The organism is Ruminococcus bovis (assembly GCF_005601135.1).
Taxonomy (GTDB): domain Bacteria; phylum Bacillota; class Clostridia; order Oscillospirales; family Acutalibacteraceae; genus Ruminococcoides; species Ruminococcoides bovis.
Window position 1 is genome coordinate 842502 of record NZ_CP039381.1, and the last position, 18927, is coordinate 861428.

Consider the following 18927-nt stretch of genomic DNA (forward strand, 5'->3'; position numbering starts at 1 on the left):
GCTACAAAATATTGTTATATTATTAATTGTGCAATCACATAATTTACAGTTTATACAAGCACATAGTTTACATTTTTTATAATACAACATCTCCACAAACCCAAATTTATCATTCTCACCTTTACCAACAGACAAAATTGAAAAACCCAAATTTGCAAAATTAATTTATCGTAACGCAGAAACAAAATTAAAAAACTAATTTATCAAATAAAAGGGTAAAAAAATAGGCGTACAATGTACGCCTTAGAATTTTAGTTATTTATCTTTATTGGACTAAATTGAATTAAATTCTATTCTTGATTTATCAATTATATCTACAAGTTAATTTTTTATTATCGGCTATTTTATCCACTAACCGATAAAACCCAAATTTATAAAATCAACACACCACTTACTAAAAATCACTTTGACTGATTAATAAGAAGTTCGGCTTTATCAATTACACGCAAGTCATTTTCGTAGGTACAATTCTTTCTTGCTTGTTGAATATCAACCCAAATATGACTGTCGATTTCTTCCGGTTGGTCAACAACATCATCTGTAAAGGCTTGTGCTAAGAAAAAGACAACTCTCTTCTTAATATTACCAAATGGGCAATAGTCACTAACCTCTCTAAAGCCGTCAATAATCTTAACATCAAGGTTTGTTTCTTCCTTGATTTCACGAATAGCAGTAGCTTTTTCGGACTCATTAAGTTCCATATGACCTTTTGGAAAACTCCAATAACGGCCATTGTGGTTCTTAACCAATAGTATTCTGACACCTTGTTTATTACGGTAGAAAATCAATGCTCCACAACTTTTTTCGTAAAGGCAGTTAATGTTACTAATCTCAACACTACTTGATTTGCTGATAATATCAAGAATCTGTGGTTCATAGTAAATCTCTCTATCCGGTGCAACAATGGCTCTTTGTTCGTTATTCTTTAGGGTAATAATGGCGATAACTTGACCTGACACTACAAATTCAACTTCGTTCTTTGAAAGTACAAATGCCTTTACATTATCACCTTTTTCATCGGTAAAGTAACCACTATACAAACCATCTGTTAGTTGTCCAAATAAATTTACGCTTACCTTTCTTCCAAGCACTGATTTCACCTCCTTAAAAAACAAAGTATCTTATTTACCGATAACAGTTTCCATATCGGCAATTCTGTCAGCAGAGTTAGCCGACATTACATTGTTCATAAACAGAACTTCTGTAATTCCGTTGTCCTCACAATATTTCTTCAAATCGGTAACACCACAACTCCTCATATCAAGAACATGGATTTCGCTATAGTTAGCTGATAGATACGGAACGAATGCATTACCGAAACTTTCCTTAACAACTGCAATCTTTTTATTTGTACCACACTGAGAATTAATAATAAACTTAGGCTGGTCACCGTTAATAAATACACCGTATGTGTTTTCACCTGATGTTTCATTTTCGTAGTAAATGTCAGCATCCTGTGGTTCACCGTTAGGGTCGGCATATAGTTTACAAGTTGTGTCATATGGTAAATCATAATAATAAACAGTATCTGTCAGACCTGAACCATATGTGTGGAATGAACCTGTAAAGCCCTCAATCTTGTGTGTACCTTCTTCTGAAATTGTCATTGGCTTTTGGTTTGTTTGTTCACAGAATGCTGTGTATGCATAATATGCACCAAGACCTGTCCAATGGTGATCGGAATTAAAGTAGCAATATTCACTATTATGTTTTGCTAATGTATTATAAATATTAATTGGCTGAGCTTTGTCAAACTTACTGTAAGCATTCTTAATGTTGTCAGCTTCAGAAGTTGCACCGGCTTCACTCTGTAATCTTTCAGGTAGATTCATTTCTGTATGAAGTGGAATCATCATACTGTATACCTTAATGCTGTCACCCAGCTTTTCGGTAGCTTTGTTAATAACATCTGAGTACATATCACTTCTGTCAGCAGATGCACCAAAGATTTCATAAGCTGAGTCTTTCCATAAATAAACTGCACCGTTTACTGAGCTAAATGTACCACTACTGTTGTCATCCTTAATACTAGGTGTAACAAATTGAAGTGGATCACTGTCATCAATATTACTTGAAGTAGCCTTTGAAGAACTGCTTGTCTTGCTTACTTTAGAACTTTCAACTGTCTTAAATCCACCTGTTTGAGTATCCTTATTACTGTTTACACAACTTTTGATACCTGTGCAAATAAATATAACAATTGTCACTACGATTGCAATAAGCACAATACCGGAAACAATAAGTTTAATTCTGTTGTTTCTTCTTCTACGCTTAGCTTCTCTTTTTCTTGCTCTGTCTCTTCTTCTTTTAGCACTGCTTTCTAAATCTACTTCACCGTATTTATCAGCAAATTGTTTATAAAAATCGTCACTATAAGAACGAGTTACATTGTCTTCATCAGAGTATCTTTTACTTGACATATTATTCTCTCCGTTTTGCTCATATTTCATATAAATAATATCCCATAGATAGGTAACATAATTATAATACAAAATCAACATAATTACAACAGAAAATACGATAATTTGCAAAACATATTATAGAAACCTAGATTGTTGCACTTTTCACAATAATATGATAGAATAATTCTATATAAATAAAGGTGGTAAAACTTATGGAATACTCTTTCAGCGACAGAGTTCAGGCACTAAAGCCATCTGCCATTCGAGAAATTTTTAAATATGCTGCTGATCCTGAGGTTGTATCTTTATCAGCAGGTAATCCCAGTCCTGAGGCTTTTCCTATTGAAGAAATCAAGGAAATATCTTCAAGATTATTAGAAGAAAACCCAATCGGTGTTTTACAGTACAGTGTTACCGAGGGTTATCCTCAGCTAAGAGAAACACTAAAGGAATATATGAAAAGTCACCACAATGTCGGCAAAGACTTTGATGATATTTTAATCACAACAGGTGCACAACAGATTATGGATTTAGCTACAAAGTCCCTTGTAAATGAGGGTGATGTGGTTATTACAGAAGCACCTTCATTTATCGGTTCATTAAACACATTTAGAAGTTATAACGCAAAACTTGTAGGTGTAAAGATTGATGATGACGGTATGAATATGGAAGAGCTCGAAAAAGCTCTGCAAACACACAAAAACGCAAGATTTATCTACACTATTCCTAATTTTCAGAACCCATCAGGCATTACAATGAGTCTTGAGAAAAGAAAGAAAATGTATGAACTTGCTAAAAAATATAATGTGCTTATTCTGGAGGACAACCCATACGGTGACCTTAGATACAGTGGTGAGTACATTCCTTGTATCAAAAGCTTTGATGATGAGGGTATTGTGCTTTATGCCGGTTCAATGAGTAAGGTTATCTCTCCGGGAATTAGAGTTGCTTATGTTATTGCACCTAAGCCTATTTTCCAGAAGATGGTTGTCTGCAAACAAGGTAATGATGTTCATACAAACATTTGGTCACAGATGGTTTGTAACGAACTGATGACAAAGTATGACTTTGACGCTCACCTTGAAAAGCTAAGAAACCTATACAGAAAAAAAGCACAGTTTATGATGGACCTTATGGACAAATATCTTGTACCAATGGGCATTACTTATGCAAAAATTACCGGTGGATTATTCACAATGTGTACTTTGCCGGATTATGTAGATATGCAAGAATTTTGTAAAGACGCAATCAAAAACAAAGTTTGTGTTGTTCCCGGAAACGCTTTCCTAACTGACGAAAGTGAAGAATGTCACACCTTTAGAGTGAACTTCTCAACACCTACTGATGAACAGTTGGAAAAGGGAATTAAACTACTTGCAAAAACTGCTGAAAATTATATTAAGTGAGGTAAAATAAAATGGGAGAAAAGAAACCTATTGTTTTAAGTGCTATTCAGCCAAGTGGCTCAATGACTCTTGGTAACTATCTTGGAGCAATTAAGAATTGGATTACAATGCAGGACGAATACTTCTGCTTTTATGCTCTTGCTGACCTACACACAATTACAGTAAGACAAGACCCTAAAGAAATGAGAAAGCATATTCTTGATATGTACGCATTGCTTTTAGCTTGTGGCATTGACCCTGAGAAAAGTGTTTTCTTCATTCAGAGCCATGTAACAACTCATGCACAGTTAGCTTGGATTCTAAACTGCTATACACAGTTCGGTGAACTTTCAAGAATGACACAGTTTAAGGATAAAAGCCGTAAACACGCTGACAACATTAACGCAGGTCTGTTTACTTACCCTGCACTAATGGCTGCCGATATTCTACTTTATCAGGCAGACAAAGTTCCTGTTGGTGCTGACCAGATGCAACATCTTGAAATCACTCGTGATATTGCAACAAGATTTAATGGTCTATACGGCAATGTATTTAAGATTCCTGAGGGCTTTGTACCTAAGAACGGTGCAAGAGTTATGTCACTACAAAACCCATCAAGCAAGATGAGTAAAAGTGATGAAAATGTTAATGGTTGTGTATATATGCTTGATAAGCCTGAAACTATTATGAAGAAGTTTAAGAGAGCTATCACAGACACAGACACTAAGGTTTACTTTAGCGAAGATAAGCCGGGTATCAGCAACCTAATGACAATTTACGGTGCAGTTACAGGCAAAACAATGGAACAGATTGAAAAGGAATTTGACGGTAAAGGCTACGGTGACTTTAAGACTGCTGTAGGTGAAGCAGTTGTTGAACACCTAAGACCAATCCAAGATGAATACAACAGAATTATCAAGGATAGAGCATATATGGAAGAAACATGGAAAAAGGCAGATGCCTTTGCTCAGAACTTCAGCCAAAGAACTCTTGACAAGGTAATGAAGAAAATCGGTTACATTAAATAATCAACATAAAATTATGGCGACCTTTCAAAACGGAAGGTCGCTTTTTTAATATTCAAAAAAATTCTGTAAATAATATTAAGGTAAAATTTATATTATGAGGGATAAAAATGATAAAAATTATTACCGACTCAGGTGCTGACTTAGAGCCAAATGAACTTGAAATTCTTGATATTAAGTGTGTTCCACTTTCAGTTACCTTTGACAATATTACTTACAAAGAGAACATTAACCTTACCAAAAAAGGTTTCTACAAACTGCTAAAGCTAAAGAAAGAAAAGCCAACAACATCACAACCATCCCCTGAGGATTTCTTCAATTTACTTGAGAATAACGGTGACACCTATATTGGAATTTTCTTATCCTCCAAAATAAGTGGCACTTATCAAAATGCAAAATACTGCTGTACCAATTTTAACTGTTACCCTATAGACAGTGAAAGTGCATCTGCCGGTATGAGGATACTTATTGAAGAAAGTATCAAACTGAAAAATCAAGGTATTTCAGCTAAAGAAATTGTTATGAAAATTGAGGAACTAAAGAAAAGAATTGTGGTTATGGCTTGTGTTGATTCACCTGAATACCTACTGAAAGGTGGCAGAATCAAAACCTCTATGATGTCAACAATTAAGCCTATTGTAGCTATTGAGAATGGAAAAATCACACTTATTCACAAGTGTATCGGCACTCAAAGAGGAATAAACTATATTGCAAATAAGGTTATGAAAAATCACCCTGACTTTTCCTATCCATTTCACATTATGTATGCCGATAACCACTCAATGGGTGTTAAGCTGAAAGAAAAGCTACTATCGGACAAACTACCAATTAACAACCATTCCTTAGTAAATGTAGGTGCAGTAATAGGCAGTCATACCGGACCTAATGCTTTTGGTGTAGCATATGTAAAAAGGTAACAGTACAACTGCCTATAAATTAAACTTCTTTATATTTCATAACAGTATAAGCACCGATGGTGTTTACTGTTTTCTTTAAGGTTTTTTCATCAATCTTATTTTTCATCAATACGGTTACTTCTTTGGTAGAGGCATTTGCCTTTGCCCACACACCCTCAAGGTTATTGAGGGTGTTTTCAATTCTGCTTTCACATCCTTGACACACCATACCGTCAACAGTAAGAATTGCTTTATATGGATAGTGACTTTTATCCTTATCCTTAACCTTAATTTTCTTTACTTTATCCCCACCGGAAGAACCACAACATCCTTCTGACAGTTTTTTCACATAGCTTTTTATTACGAAAATTGCAAATACTACAATCAGTACAACTGCAATAATTCCCCAAAAAGCAGGTTTCTGAAAAACATCCATAAATCTTCTCTCCTTGATTTAAAATTATTCCATATCCTTAAGTGCTTGTGACATAGGGATTTTCTTAATCTTTTTACTTTGGATAAAGTGAACCACAATGTAACTTAATCCACCGATAACCACGGTTAAAGGCAGTACATACGGTGCAATATAATAAGTTAACCAACCGTTAAAGTCTTGCATCATAGCAAAGTACAAACCCTTAATAATATAATTACATATTGGCATACTTAACAGTAATGATATTGCAACTACAATTGCAGTTGAGGTGTTGTACAATTTACTTGCTTCATGGTCATTATATCCAAGAATTTTTACCATAGAAATTGACTTTGCATTTTTCTCTACCACTATCTTTGCAAGTAGATAAATTACCAAGATAAATAGCATTATAGAGAAACCACCGATTATAATAAACATCTGACCCATTGAGTCATCAAGCTGATCAGCCATAACTGTTAAGTCCTGTTCGGTTATAGTTGATGCTATATAGCTTTCGTCAATATCTTTAATCTTTGTATTTGAGAAGTAACCTGTGTAGTAGTCCTTGTCCTTATCAAATACTTTATTAAACTCACTTCTAGTCATAAATACTGCCATTGTTGCAGGGTATTTATAACTGTCCTTTATTTTGAACTTGTATTTATCGTGAGTATATTTATCTGTTAAAGTGTAGTCAGTGTCAGTATCTAGACTGTACTTTTCAATAACACTACTAGCCATTAGAACTTCCCCATCACCTGTTGGCAAGTCCTTATCCTTTAGGTACTTTGAATTTTCTTCAATACCATAAACGGTAATTTCTTCACCCTTATCATTTTCTAGTGTTCTAACACAATATTTCTCTGCATTTTTTGTGTCAGTTTCAACAGGTGCTTTTAGAATATACTGATAGTTTGCAATCTTAGAGTCCATAACTTCTGACTTAAAATGAGTTAACAGTGGTGCCATCATCAGGCCAAATACAAGTAGCACATTGGCAAGAATAATACCAATAAACATCATAATATATGCTGAACGGTTTTGTAAAATTATTCTCACTCTAAATCTTGTAATGAACTTCCAGTTAGGAAGTTTAACTGCCTTTTTCTTTTTCTTTCTCTTTAAGTCATGTCTTAAGAATTTAAGTGGTGAAAGTGAAAGTGTATAGGCAAGTACAATAACATTTACCACAAGAATAATTAATGCCGGTACAATAGTTGTAATTACAAAGGCATAACCATTCCACCTTGTAACATATGTTGGAAGTGAATAACTGTGGTAGTACATACCGGCCATATAGCCTTTCATAAATGTATAACCACAAATATTACCTACAATAGCAGATAGAATTGTTACCACAACAGGAAGTACAATATAGTGCCTTAGCAATTCACCTTTTGAGTAACCTGAGGCTCTAAGTGTACCGATAACAGAACTTTCTTTCTCAATAGTATTACGGGTAGTTACTGCAAATACAAATGCAAGTACAATCATAATGATATACAGTAACCAGATAAACATAACTCTGTCACCACCCATATCATCACCTGCAAAGTGAATTGCAGTGTTGTCGGCTTCTTTTACAAAGTCAGTTACCATACCGGTTTTAGCTACTTCATCTTGTATATCATCAGCCTTGTCATTGATTTCATCCTCAGACATATGCTTATCGTTGTAGTCCCAAGAGTAGCAATACTTAACGCCGTTGTCATTTAGTCTGTTAAAGCCTTTATCGGTAACAACAGATACTGTAAATTTATTTGCATCTAACATCATATCCGTATTATTCTTAAACAATGCAGTATAATCGGAAAGTGCAACTAAACCTACTATTTTGTAATTTTTGTTTTGTATCTTTAGGTTGTCACCAATTTCAAGGTTATTATTTTCTGCATACAATCTATCAATAGCAATTTCGTTATCTTCCTTAGGAAGTTTTCCACTCATTACATCAACTTTGTTAATATCTTTTCTGTTTTTGTAAATTCTAATTGTATGTTTTTTGTTGATGGTTTTATCCTTATAAGTCATAGGATAAACCTTAATATCTTCCTTATCCTCAAGGTCACTAAGCCATTTATTGTCTGCTTTTTGTGCTAAAGTAAAGTGACCGTCCTCAATATTGTACTTACTGAAACTTTCATTATAAGCAGCAAGTGTACTACCGTCGGCAACTAAGAAGCCTGAAACTAAAGTGATAGTTAAGCACAAGAATAGGAACAATGCAATGTACTTACCAAAATCACTTTTCAACTCTCTGGGAACTCGTTTATACAAAGGGTTTTTCATTTTTATTCCCCCTTACCAATCAAGTTCCATAGCAGGAATTTTCTTTTCATTCATATCATTATGGCGAATTTGACCGTCCTTTAGTTTAATAACCTGGTCTGCCATATTCTTAATTGCATCGTTATGAGTAACAAGGATAACTGTGTTACCAAACTTTTTGTTAACATCTTCAATCAACTTTAGAATTTCTTTAGAAGTGTTATAGTCCAAAGCACCTGTAGGTTCATCACATAGCAGAATATCAGGGTTCTTTACAATTGCTCTGCCAATAGCAGTTCTCTGTTGCTGACCACCTGAAAGCTGATTAGGAATCTTGTCCTTATGTTCCCAAAGTCCCAAAGTCTTTAACAGTTCATCAATATCAAGTGGCTTGTCGCTTAAATAAGCACCTACTTCAATATTTTCCTTAACAGTTAAGTTAGGAATAAGGTTGTAGGACTGAAAAACATAACCCAAATGCTTTCTTCTATACTGAGTTAGTTTTTTCTCTTTCATTTCACCAACAACTTCATCACCGATTTTGATTTTGCCACTGTCGGAATTTTCAATTCCACCGATAATGTTAAGTAGTGTTGATTTACCTGAACCGGAAGGTCCAAGCAATACACAAATATTGCCGTCTTTGATTTCACAAGAGATACCCTTTAGTACTTCTGTTTTGTTCTCTTCCTCACCAAAAGATTTCTTAATATCTTCAAGGATTAATGTCATAATCTCACCTCTATTTTAATTTATGAATATTTATTCATATGAATATATACTCATATGTTATTTTTATTATATTCTCAATTTCTTCCAAAGTCAATAGGTTTTTAAGAATTAGTTAGCCTAAACTAACCATAAAGGCAAATAAAGGGGATACCACCGTATCTCCTTCTTCTTATTTATGATGGCAATATTGGCAGTTTGCACATCCTGAGCAATTACCACCACAGGAAGATTTACCTTTTTTCTTGTCACTGCGTAGCTTTCTTACAATCAAGATAACTACTGCAAGTACAATAAGACCAACTATAATTGTTGCTAAATTATTTACTAACCATGTAAGCATATATAAATCCTCCCTTAAAATTTTAGTTTATATTAAACTTTAACCTTAGCTGTAAGTTTGTTAGATTCTTTGTAAGGCTTAACAAGCATAAAGATAATGAATGCAAGTACAAGAATTGCAAAGATTAGACCAACAACCTGAACATTACCTGTGAATAGGTTACCAAACTGGTTAATCATTAGTGCTACTGCATAAGCAAATACGCACTGATAACCAACTGCAAATAGTGTCCACTTAGCGTTGTTCATTTCTCTCTTCATAGCACCGATAGCAGCAAAGCAAGGAGCACATAGTAGGTTGAATGCTAGGAATGATAGACCACTAACCTGAGTGAATGCATCTGCCATTGCCTGATATACAGTACCACCTGCACCACCGTATAGGATACCCATTGTACCAACAATGTTTTCCTTAGCGATAAGACCTGTAACTGATGCAACGGCTGCTTGCCAGTTGCCCCAACCAAGTGGTGCAAAAATCCAAGAAATTGCATTACCGATAATAGCAAGTAAACTACTATCCATCTGGTCTTCTGTTAGCATCTGGAATGAACCGTTTACAAAACCGAAGTATGATAAGAACCAAACAAGGATTGTTGCAAGTAGGATAACTGTACCGGCTTTCTTAATGAATGACCAAGCTCTTTCCCACATTGAACGAAGAACATTGCCTACTGTTGGTAGATGGTAAGCAGGAAGTTCCATAACGAATGGAGCAGGATCACCTGAGAACATCTTAGTTTTCTTTAGGATAATACCTGAAACAATAATTGCAGCAACACCTAGGAAGTAAGCAAATGTAGCAATCCAAGCAGAACCACCGAACAATGCACCGGCAATCATAGCGATAAACGGTGTCTTAGCACTACATGGGATAAATGTAGTTGTCATAATTGTCATTCTACGGTCACGTTCATTTTCGATTGTTCTTGATGCCATAATACCCGGAACACCACAACCTGTACCGATTAGCATAGGGATAAAGGACTTACCTGATAAACCGAACTTACGGAAAATTCTATCCATAACGAATGCGATTCTAGCCATATAACCACAAGCTTCTAGGAAAGCAAGTAGGATAAACAGAACAAGCATCTGAGGTACGAAACCAAGAACAGCACCAACACCGGCAACAATACCGTCATTGATTAGACCTGATAGCCAATCAGCACAACCGATGCTATCAAGACCGTTAGAAACAAGCTCAGGAATACCCGGAACCCATACACCGTATTCTGCAGGGTCAGGAGCTTCACAGTTATACTTTTCAACTGTAGCAACTGCATCCTTAAATTCAGCAAGTGTAGCAGTAACATCTTCTGTAGCAAGAGTTTCTTCATCTTCTACTGAATATGTAGCCTTTGAGAAGTCAATACCCTTGTAGTTTTCAATATCTGTTGCAAAAGCAGTTAAAGCTGATTTTGCTTTAGCTGAGTCAAAGTCATCAGCCTCAGTATCAAGAGCAGTAGAAACTGCCTCTGTATCATAGCCTTTTTCTTCAGCATATGAAATATAACCGTTTACGATTTCATCAGCTTCTGAATATTCATCATTTAATTCTTCATACTGAGAAGAACCGATACCGAATAGGTGGAAACCGTCACCGAATAGGTTATCGTTTACCCAGTCAGTACCCCAAGCACCAACTGTTGAAATTGCAATGTAATAAACTGCAAACATAATTACTGCAAAGATTGGAAGAGCAGCCCATCTGTTAGTAACAACTCTATCAATCTTATCGGAAGTTGTCATTTTGTCTTTATGTTTCTTCTTGTAGCAATCGTGGATAATAGAAGAAATATAAATATATCTTTCGTTAGTAACGATACTTTCTGAGTCATCATCAAGTTCAGTTTCAACTTCTGCAATATCGTGTTCAATGTGATTTTTGATTTCATCAGAAAGGTCTAGCTGAGCTAATACCTTTTCATCTCTTTCAAACAACTTAATTGCATACCATCTCTGCTGTTCTTCAGGCATATCGTGAACAACAGCTTCTTCAATATGAGCAAGACAATGTTCAACAGAACCTGTAAATGGATGAATAGGAGCAATCTTCTTGCTTTCTGCACTGGCAATAGCAGCTTCGGCAGCTTCTGAAATACCTGTACCCTTTAGAGCAGAGATTTCAACAACCTTACAACCAAGTTCCTTAGCAAGTTGTTCTGTACGGATTGTGTCACCGTTTTTCTTAACAACATCCATCATATTGATAGCAACAACAACAGGAATACCAAGTTCAACAAGCTGAGTTGTTAAGTATAGGTTTCTTTCAAGGTTAGTACCGTCAACAATATTTAGGATTGCATCAGGTCTTTCACCGATTAGATAGTTTCTTGCAACAACTTCCTCCAGAGTATAAGGAGAAAGTGAATAAATACCCGGAAGGTCAGTGATAACAACACCACTATGTTTCTTTAGCTTACCTTCCTTTTTTTCTACTGTAACACCTGGCCAGTTACCAACAAACTGATTAGAACCGGTTAAGGCATTAAACAATGTTGTTTTACCACAGTTTGGGTTACCGGCAAGGGCAATTCTCAAATCCATTGTGTAATTTCCTCTCTTTCATAATCATAGTAAGCAAAAGCTAACTATTATGTAAAAAAATTATTCTACTTCAATCATTTCGGCATCAGCTTTTCTTAGAGAAAGCTCATAACCACGAACAGTAACTTCAACAGGATCGCCAAGTGGAGCAACCTTGCGAATTTTTACATCTACACCTTTGGTAATGCCCATATCCATAATTCTACGCTTAACAGCACCTTCACCATGGAGTTTCTTTACCTTTACTGTGTCGCCTACTTTAGCCTGACGCAATGTGTTCATACTTTTCCTCCTCGCTAATAAATGTATATTTATTATTAAAAATATTAGACCATAATTTTTTGAGCCATTTCTTTACTGATGGCTACTCTTGTTTCCTTAACATTAACGATAATGTTACCACCTACTGCGTTAATTACTGTAACATTACCACCTACTACAAATCCTAGGTCAGCAAGATGTTTCTTCATTTCAGGTGTGCCACCTACTCTTTTGATAATGTTCTGTTCACCTGGGTTTAGAAATGTTAATGGCATCATAATCATCCCTCTAATTCATATGGTTTTTACGATTAGCTTAGACTAATTTAAATTAGTTTAGACTAACCTATAAGTCTAAATAAAAGGTTAGTACCAGCTAACCTACACTTAATTATATAGTTAGCTAGTGCTAATGTCAACAATAAAAGCTGAATTTTTCCCATATAGACTGATTTTCAGCATATTATTAAATAAGTTAGTCATAGCTTACTATACCTATTGTACATTTTTACAAATCTAGTTTCATATTCAAATTATGAAAATTAAAATACTATAGAAAACAAAAAATCCCTGCAACTTCCTTGTTGCAGGGATGAAAATTATTTTAGCTTATCAAGTATTTTGCTGACAACATTATCAATCTTGCTGTTCTGCTTAACTTCAACTGTAATGTCGGCATATTCTCTGTACTTTGGCATACGCTTTTCATACAAAGTATCAAGGGTATCATCCTTTTCCATAGCGATACCTCTTGTATCAATGTTCTTTACTCTGCGTTTAATCTCAGGTAAAGGAACATCAATAAACACACACTTGCTACCATTCAAAAGATTTTTCATAGCACTGTCGGAAAAAACCATTGAACCACCGGTTGCAATAACTGTGTTGTCAATGTTCAGTTCTTCACCCACAATACCCTCAATCTTCAAAAATTCGCTAACACCTTTTTTATCAATTATATCTTGTAATGTAGTTTTTTCTCTGTCGCTGATTAAGTTATCAGTATCGACAAAGTCGTATCCCAGCCTCTTTGCAAGGATTACCCCTATTGTACTTTTACCACTGCCTGGCATACCTATCAAAACTATATTATTCATACTTAAATATCTCTTATAACTAGAGTGTCAGTTCCTGCTCTGTTTAATGCACGAGTTGAAGTAAGAACAATAACTGTGTCACCTTTCTTAACAAGACCTGTTTCTAGTGCTTTCTTTTTACTTTGATTTGTGATTTCTTCAACAGTCTTTTTCTCATCACAAAGAATAGGAACAATACCCCAATATAGGCAAAGTTTCTTGCATACTGTTTCATCAGTAACAACTGCAATAATAGGACACTTTGGTCTAAAGTGTGCCATAATTCTTGGTACATGACCTGTTGCTGACTCTACAATAATTGCCTTTGCACCAATGTTTTCGGCAATTTGCTTTGCACTATAGCATAGGTTCTGACGAAGTGAAGAACCGATTTCATATGTCTGAATTAAAGACTCTAGGTTAGAGAATTCTCTATGTGCTTCAGCTTCTTCACAGATAGATGACAGAGCCTGAACACTTTCTACAGGATACATACCGGCAGCAGATTCACCACTAAGCATAACTGCTGAAGTACCGTCATAAACTGCGTTAGCTACATCGGAGATTTCTGCTCTTGTAGGTCTAGGACAAGTAGTCATACTTTCTAGCATCTGAGTAGCAGTAATAACAAACTTACCTCTTAAAACAGTCTTAAAGATAAGTGCCTTCTGGATTTCAGGAATTTCCATAAATGGAATTTCAACACCCATGTCACCTCTGGCAACCATAATACCATCGGATTCATCAAGAATTTCATCAATATCATCAACACCGGACTGACACTCAATCTTTGAGATAATACCGATATGTTCACCACCGATAGACTCAACATAATCTCTTAAAGTACGAACATCATCACCGTTTCTAACAAATGATGCTGCAATAACATTGATACCCATTTTGATACCAAAATCAATATCTTCTCTGTCTTTCTTACTAACATAAGGCATATCAATGTTGTAATCAGGAATATTGATACTCTTACGAGAACCAAGTTCACCACCAACAAGAACCTTACAAACAATTCTGTCTTCCAGCACTTTCTTGACTTGCATAGAAATTTTACCGTCATCAAGAAGTAGCTTCAAGCCTTTTGCCTTATTGTATTTCATTAGTTTCTTAATAAGTTTAGGATAACTAATAGAAACACCCTCGTTGTTACCAACAACTTCATCTCTAAAGAAAGTAAAGTCTTGACCTTCAACGATTTCTGTTTTGCCACCATCAATGTGACCGATTCTTACTTCAGGACCTTTTGTATCCAAAAGAAGTGCCACATTCTTGCCACTTTCGGCAATAGCTTCTTTTACAGTAGCAAAAGTTTTTTCAAGTTCCCCATAGTCACCATGTGACATATTGAAACGGGCAACATTCATACCTGCATCAATCATCTTTAGGATAGTTTCCTTGTCATTACATGCAGGGCCAATAGTGCAAATGATTTTTGTTTGTCTCATAATCCTTGTACCTCACTTCTTTTATGGCTTTTTCAAAACTCTGACCTGACAGTCAACTGTTAAGTCCAACGAGTTAAGAGAAAATAGCCTTGATTTCTTCTCTTCCTTTATTCTATTAATATGTGGTGTCATAGTAAGCAAATTTTTTAAATCATCACCTTCCAAATGAAGTTTAAAATCTATGTTACCTTGATACAATGTATCAAAAATGTCACCAACATCTTTTTGATGCTTATCTTGTTTGAAAACAGTATCATAAATCTGCTGTTTCAATTCAATTAAGTGGTTATTACCGGCAGTAACTTCTACCACTATACCACCACTTTTTAGCACCCTAAAATATTCTTCAGGTACTAAAAGTGAGAATATTGCAGTAATTGCATCTACACTGTTACTCTTTATAGGTAGATGGGAGGCAGTAGCAACTGCCCAGTTAATTTCTTTACTTCTGCTACAACACATTCTCACTGCATCTTTAGCAATATCTGTGCCGATAACATTAGCAAAATTTGTTCTTTCCTTTATACCACAAGTATAGTAGCCTTCTCCACAACCACAATCCAAGTAGCAATCAAAAGAACTGCAATACTCTTTAATCAGACTTGCAACTTTATCTAAAATTTTCTCATAATGACCATTTGACAAGAAATTCTTTCTTGCAAGTAGCATTTCTTTATTATCTCCCGGATGTAAACTTTTCTTCTGTTGTACAGGCAGAAGGTTTACATAACCTTGTTTTGCATAATCAAAACAATGGTTATTATGGCATACAAGAGATTTTCCATTTAACTGTAAACTTTCCTTACAAATAGGACAAGTGAACATATTACCCAACTCCTCTGTTTATTGTATCACGGGAAAGGTAATACTTCAAGATAAATTAAGGTTAAATAACAAAAAAACTACCCTAATTTTGGCAAAAATTAAGGTAGTTTAAAAATTTATTTTTATTTTTTAAAAATTACTTCATCAATGATAGTACAAGTTCACTATATTCGGCAGTATTTTCGATTTCAAGACCTGCCATTAGTTCAGCCTGTGCAAGAAGTAGCTTACAGTAGGACTTTGCCTTTTCCATATCTGTATCAATGTAGCTCATCATAGCCTTGATACTGTCACTGTTAGGGTTGATTTCAAGTACTCTCTGTGCTTTCATACCACCCTCAGGGTTCATCTGTGCAAAGTACTTTTCCATTTCAAAGCTAACTCCACCCTTTGCAGTCAGTACAACAGGGTAATTCTTTAGCTTTTTACTTACAACAACATCAGCAACCTTGTCACCGAGAGTTTCTTTCATAAAGTTGATTGTACCCTCACTCTGTGACTTTTCTTCTTCGGTTTCTTCCTTATTTTCTTCAGGTAAACCAAGGTCATCGTTAAGAACTGAACGAATTTCTTTTTCACCGTATTCTCTAAGTGCCTGCATACAGAATTCATCAACTTCATCAGTCATATAAAGAATATCGTAGTCGTTTTCCTTTAGAAGTTCAAGTACAGGTAGTCTGTCAATAGACTCAATGCTTTCACCTGTTGCATAGTAAATATACTTCTGATCTTCCTTCATATTTTCAACATACTCTTTTAGAGTAATGTTCTTCTTTTCCTTAGCAGAATAGAACATTAATAGGTCTTGCAGTTCACCCTTATGCATACCGTAATCGGCAACACAACCATACTTTAGCTGAACACCAAATGCTGAATAGAACTTTTCGTAATTTTCTCTGTCCTTCTTTAGCATTGATGCAAGTTCGTTCTTAATCTTCTTTTCAAGAGTCTTTTCCATCTGCTTTAGAACTCTATCCTGCTGTAGCATTTCTCTTGAAATATTTAGAGATACATCAGGAGAATCAACAACACCCTTTACAAAACGGAAATGTTCAGGTAGCAAATCCTCACAGTTATCCATAATTAGGACACCTGAAGAATAAAGTTGCAAACCTTTCTTGTATTCCTTAGTAAAGTAGTTAAATGGAGTTTTTGATGGGATAAATAGCATAGCCTTGTATGTTACAACACCCTCAACTGAAGTTGTAATAACCTTTAGTGGTGGGTTATAGTCCATAAACTTTTCCATATAGAAGTTGTTGTACTCTTCTTCTGTAACATCTTTCTTAGGCTTTTGCCAAATTGGAACCATTGAGTTTAGAGTTTCCTTTTCGTAGTAATCCTCATACTCAGGATGTTCCTTATCCTTACTGTCTTCCTTTACTCTGGACTTCTTCATTTCCATTTCAATTGGATAGTGGATATAGTCACTGTACTTCTTAATCAATGAAGACAACTTGTACTGTTCTAGGTACTCATCATAGTTTTCTTCATCTGTGTTATCCTTTAACTTCATAATAATCTGTGTGCCAACTGTGTCTTTGTCACATTCTTCAATTGTGTAACCGTCAGCACCTGTTGACTGCCACTTATAAGCCTTGTCACTGCCATACTTCTTAGTGATAACTGTGATTTCCTTTGCTACCATAAATGCAGAGTAGAAACCTACACCGAACTGACCGATAATATCAATGTCTTCCTTATCGTCCTTGTCCATTTCTTGCTTAAACTTATATGAACCTGAAGAAGCAATAACACCTAGGTTATTTTCCAAATCATCTTCATCCATACCGATACCATTATCACTAACTGTAATTGTACGGTTTTCTTTATCTGTACCGATTTCAATTTTGAAATCTTCTCTACTCATACCAACATTTTGGTCAGTTAAACTCTTAAAACAAAGTTTGTCAATGGCATCACTTGCGTTAGAAATAATTTCTCTTAGAAAAATATCTCTGTTTGTATAAATTGAATTAATCATAAGATCAAGTAGTCTTTTTGACTCTGATTTAAACTGTTTCTTAGCCACTTTAATCAATCCTCTTTTAAATAATTTTTAGCACTCTCAACTTTAGAGTGCTAACTCTATAAACTAATATACAACTAAGGGCAGATAAAGTCAAGAATAAATATTAAAAAATATACATTTTATGAAAAATATACACAATACAGGGCATACTTTTAGTGGTGATGATTATGATAGAAACTTTAAGCAAGTATAATGTTAAATTTACTGATGAATACTTTAAGAAAGAAATTACTATTCCCGTAATTTACAGTGATGAATACTTAAAATCTAAGACACTTGACCTTAACTTAGCCAGGTTATGTTGCACTTTCTGTTGTTGCAGTTATGATGAAGAATGTATGAAAAGGGCATTTTTAGATACTGAATTTACCCACATAGAACTTCTTTACTTTAAGCCACAAGAAAATACTGCATCAATTGCCATAGCAAAAAAGGATAACAATGTGTTTATTGTTATCCGAGGTACTTTAGGTGAAGAATGGTACAATAATTTTCGTACAGGACTTGAGGACACTCATCAAGGTTATTACGACACAATAGGGTTTTTAAAGCCACTTATTAAGAAGTACATTAGCACAACAGACAACATTATTTTTACCGGTCATTCTCGTGGTGGTGCATTGGCAAATTTACTGGCATCTGAGTTAATAAAAGATGGCAGAGAAAATGTATTTGCCTATACTTTTGCTTGTCCTAATGTTACTTCAAAGGATGACACCTACAGTCATAGGTTTTCCAATATATATAACTTTGTGTACGAAGATGACTTTATTACCCATTGTCCCCTCAGAGAATGGGGTTATAACCGTTACGGTAACACAATTAAATTTAAATTAAGGGATATTAACTACAAAAAGCTGAAAAAATCTTTCAATGAACTTTCCGGCAGTAACTTTGTTTCTTTCAAAGATTGCAACGAAAGTGTGGATAACTTTATAGATACAACATTACACCTGGCAAGTAACCCGTATGAGTACTACCACAAAGGATATTTAGTAGATGAAGAATACATCACTCTATACAAATACTTTCAAATAATTTGTGATATTTTTAATGACAAAGAAAGTTTTTCTGCCGGTATAACACTACTTGCTACAAAGCTATCGGAATTTGCACCACTTACCGAATTTCTTTCAAGTGGTATTGATGTACCTATGCTACTTTCTCAAGGTAATGCAAACAACTCTTGTGCTATGTTTGCACATTCACCACTAACCTACCTTTCATTATTAAATACCCAAAAAATAAAACTGACCTCCTAG

The 18927-nt window shown here is 35.0% G+C and carries 17 protein-coding genes; 4 read left to right on the forward strand and 13 right to left on the reverse strand.

Annotation, left to right across the window (positions count from 1 at the left end):
- Positions 1-401: 401 nt before the first annotated feature.
- Both E5Z56_RS04050 and E5Z56_RS04055 read right to left on the reverse strand, forming a co-directional pair.
- Positions 402-1091, reverse strand: a complete 690-nt coding sequence (locus E5Z56_RS04050; RefSeq protein ID WP_175405367.1) for a bis(5'-nucleosyl)-tetraphosphatase — start codon at positions 1089-1091, stop codon at positions 402-404.
- 30 nt (positions 1092-1121) lie between these two features.
- Positions 1122-2420, reverse strand: a complete 1299-nt coding sequence (locus E5Z56_RS04055) for a DHHW family protein (RefSeq protein ID WP_175405368.1) — start codon at positions 2418-2420, stop codon at positions 1122-1124.
- Positions 2421-2614: 194 nt separating this feature from the next.
- Here E5Z56_RS04055 and E5Z56_RS04060 point away from each other — a divergent pair, with 194 nt between their 5' ends.
- The 3 genes from E5Z56_RS04060 to E5Z56_RS04070 all read left to right on the forward strand — a co-directional run bounded on the left by E5Z56_RS04060 (position 2615) and on the right by E5Z56_RS04070 (position 5729).
- The gene (locus tag E5Z56_RS04060) at positions 2615-3808 is read left to right on the forward strand and encodes an aminotransferase-like domain-containing protein (protein WP_138156645.1); all 1194 of its coding nucleotides are present in this window, start codon (positions 2615-2617) and stop codon (positions 3806-3808) included.
- Between the two features lie 11 nt (positions 3809-3819).
- Entirely contained in the window at positions 3820-4815 is a 996-nt protein-coding gene (trpS, locus tag E5Z56_RS04065) for a tryptophan--tRNA ligase (RefSeq protein WP_138156646.1), read from the forward strand.
- Between the two features lie 107 nt (positions 4816-4922).
- Positions 4923-5729, forward strand: a complete 807-nt coding sequence (locus E5Z56_RS04070; protein ID WP_138156647.1) for a DegV family protein — start codon at positions 4923-4925, stop codon at positions 5727-5729.
- Positions 5730-5748: 19 nt separating this feature from the next.
- On the opposite strand, the gene E5Z56_RS04075 is transcribed toward E5Z56_RS04070, so the two are convergent.
- From E5Z56_RS04075 to htpG, 11 genes are all read right to left on the reverse strand, one after another.
- A complete protein-coding gene (locus E5Z56_RS04075; protein WP_138156648.1) occupies positions 5749-6144 on the reverse strand; it encodes a heavy-metal-associated domain-containing protein in 396 nt (131 codons plus the stop codon).
- 24 nt (positions 6145-6168) lie between these two features.
- Positions 6169-8415 (reverse strand): FtsX-like permease family protein, encoded by a 2247-nt coding sequence (locus tag E5Z56_RS04080; protein WP_138156649.1) that lies wholly within the window; start codon positions 8413-8415, stop codon positions 6169-6171.
- A gap of 12 nt (positions 8416-8427) precedes the next feature.
- Positions 8428-9126, reverse strand: a complete 699-nt coding sequence (locus E5Z56_RS04085; protein WP_138156650.1) for an ABC transporter ATP-binding protein — start codon at positions 9124-9126, stop codon at positions 8428-8430.
- A gap of 169 nt (positions 9127-9295) precedes the next feature.
- Positions 9296-9466: a FeoB-associated Cys-rich membrane protein gene (locus tag E5Z56_RS04090; protein WP_138156651.1), complete on the reverse strand. Its 171-nt coding sequence runs from the start codon at positions 9464-9466 to the stop codon at positions 9296-9298.
- Between the two features lie 32 nt (positions 9467-9498).
- Entirely contained in the window at positions 9499-12015 is a 2517-nt protein-coding gene (feoB, locus tag E5Z56_RS04095) for a ferrous iron transport protein B (protein ID WP_138156652.1), read from the reverse strand.
- 60 nt (positions 12016-12075) lie between these two features.
- Positions 12076-12297 (reverse strand): FeoA family protein, encoded by a 222-nt coding sequence (locus E5Z56_RS04100; protein WP_022505945.1) that lies wholly within the window; start codon positions 12295-12297, stop codon positions 12076-12078.
- Positions 12298-12341: 44 nt separating this feature from the next.
- Positions 12342-12554 (reverse strand): FeoA family protein, encoded by a 213-nt coding sequence (locus tag E5Z56_RS04105; RefSeq protein ID WP_138156653.1) that lies wholly within the window; start codon positions 12552-12554, stop codon positions 12342-12344.
- A 320-nt stretch (positions 12555-12874) separates the two neighbouring features.
- Positions 12875-13372, reverse strand: a complete 498-nt coding sequence (locus E5Z56_RS04110; RefSeq protein WP_138156654.1) for a shikimate kinase — start codon at positions 13370-13372, stop codon at positions 12875-12877.
- Positions 13373-13374: 2 nt separating this feature from the next.
- The gene (gene pyk / locus E5Z56_RS04115; RefSeq protein WP_138156655.1) at positions 13375-14808 is read right to left on the reverse strand and encodes a pyruvate kinase; all 1434 of its coding nucleotides are present in this window, start codon (positions 14806-14808) and stop codon (positions 13375-13377) included.
- A 21-nt stretch (positions 14809-14829) separates the two neighbouring features.
- Positions 14830-15633 carry a putative RNA methyltransferase gene (locus tag E5Z56_RS04120; RefSeq protein WP_138156656.1) on the reverse strand — a complete coding sequence of 268 codons (804 nt, stop codon included), beginning with the start codon at positions 15631-15633 and terminating at the stop codon, positions 14830-14832.
- A 136-nt stretch (positions 15634-15769) separates the two neighbouring features.
- Positions 15770-17665, reverse strand: a complete 1896-nt coding sequence (gene htpG, locus E5Z56_RS04125) for a molecular chaperone HtpG (protein ID WP_175405369.1) — start codon at positions 17663-17665, stop codon at positions 15770-15772.
- Positions 17666-17832: 167 nt separating this feature from the next.
- On the opposite strand from htpG, the gene E5Z56_RS04130 reads away from it, so the two are divergent.
- Positions 17833-18927, forward strand: a complete 1095-nt coding sequence (locus tag E5Z56_RS04130; RefSeq protein WP_175405370.1) for a lipase family protein — start codon at positions 17833-17835, stop codon at positions 18925-18927.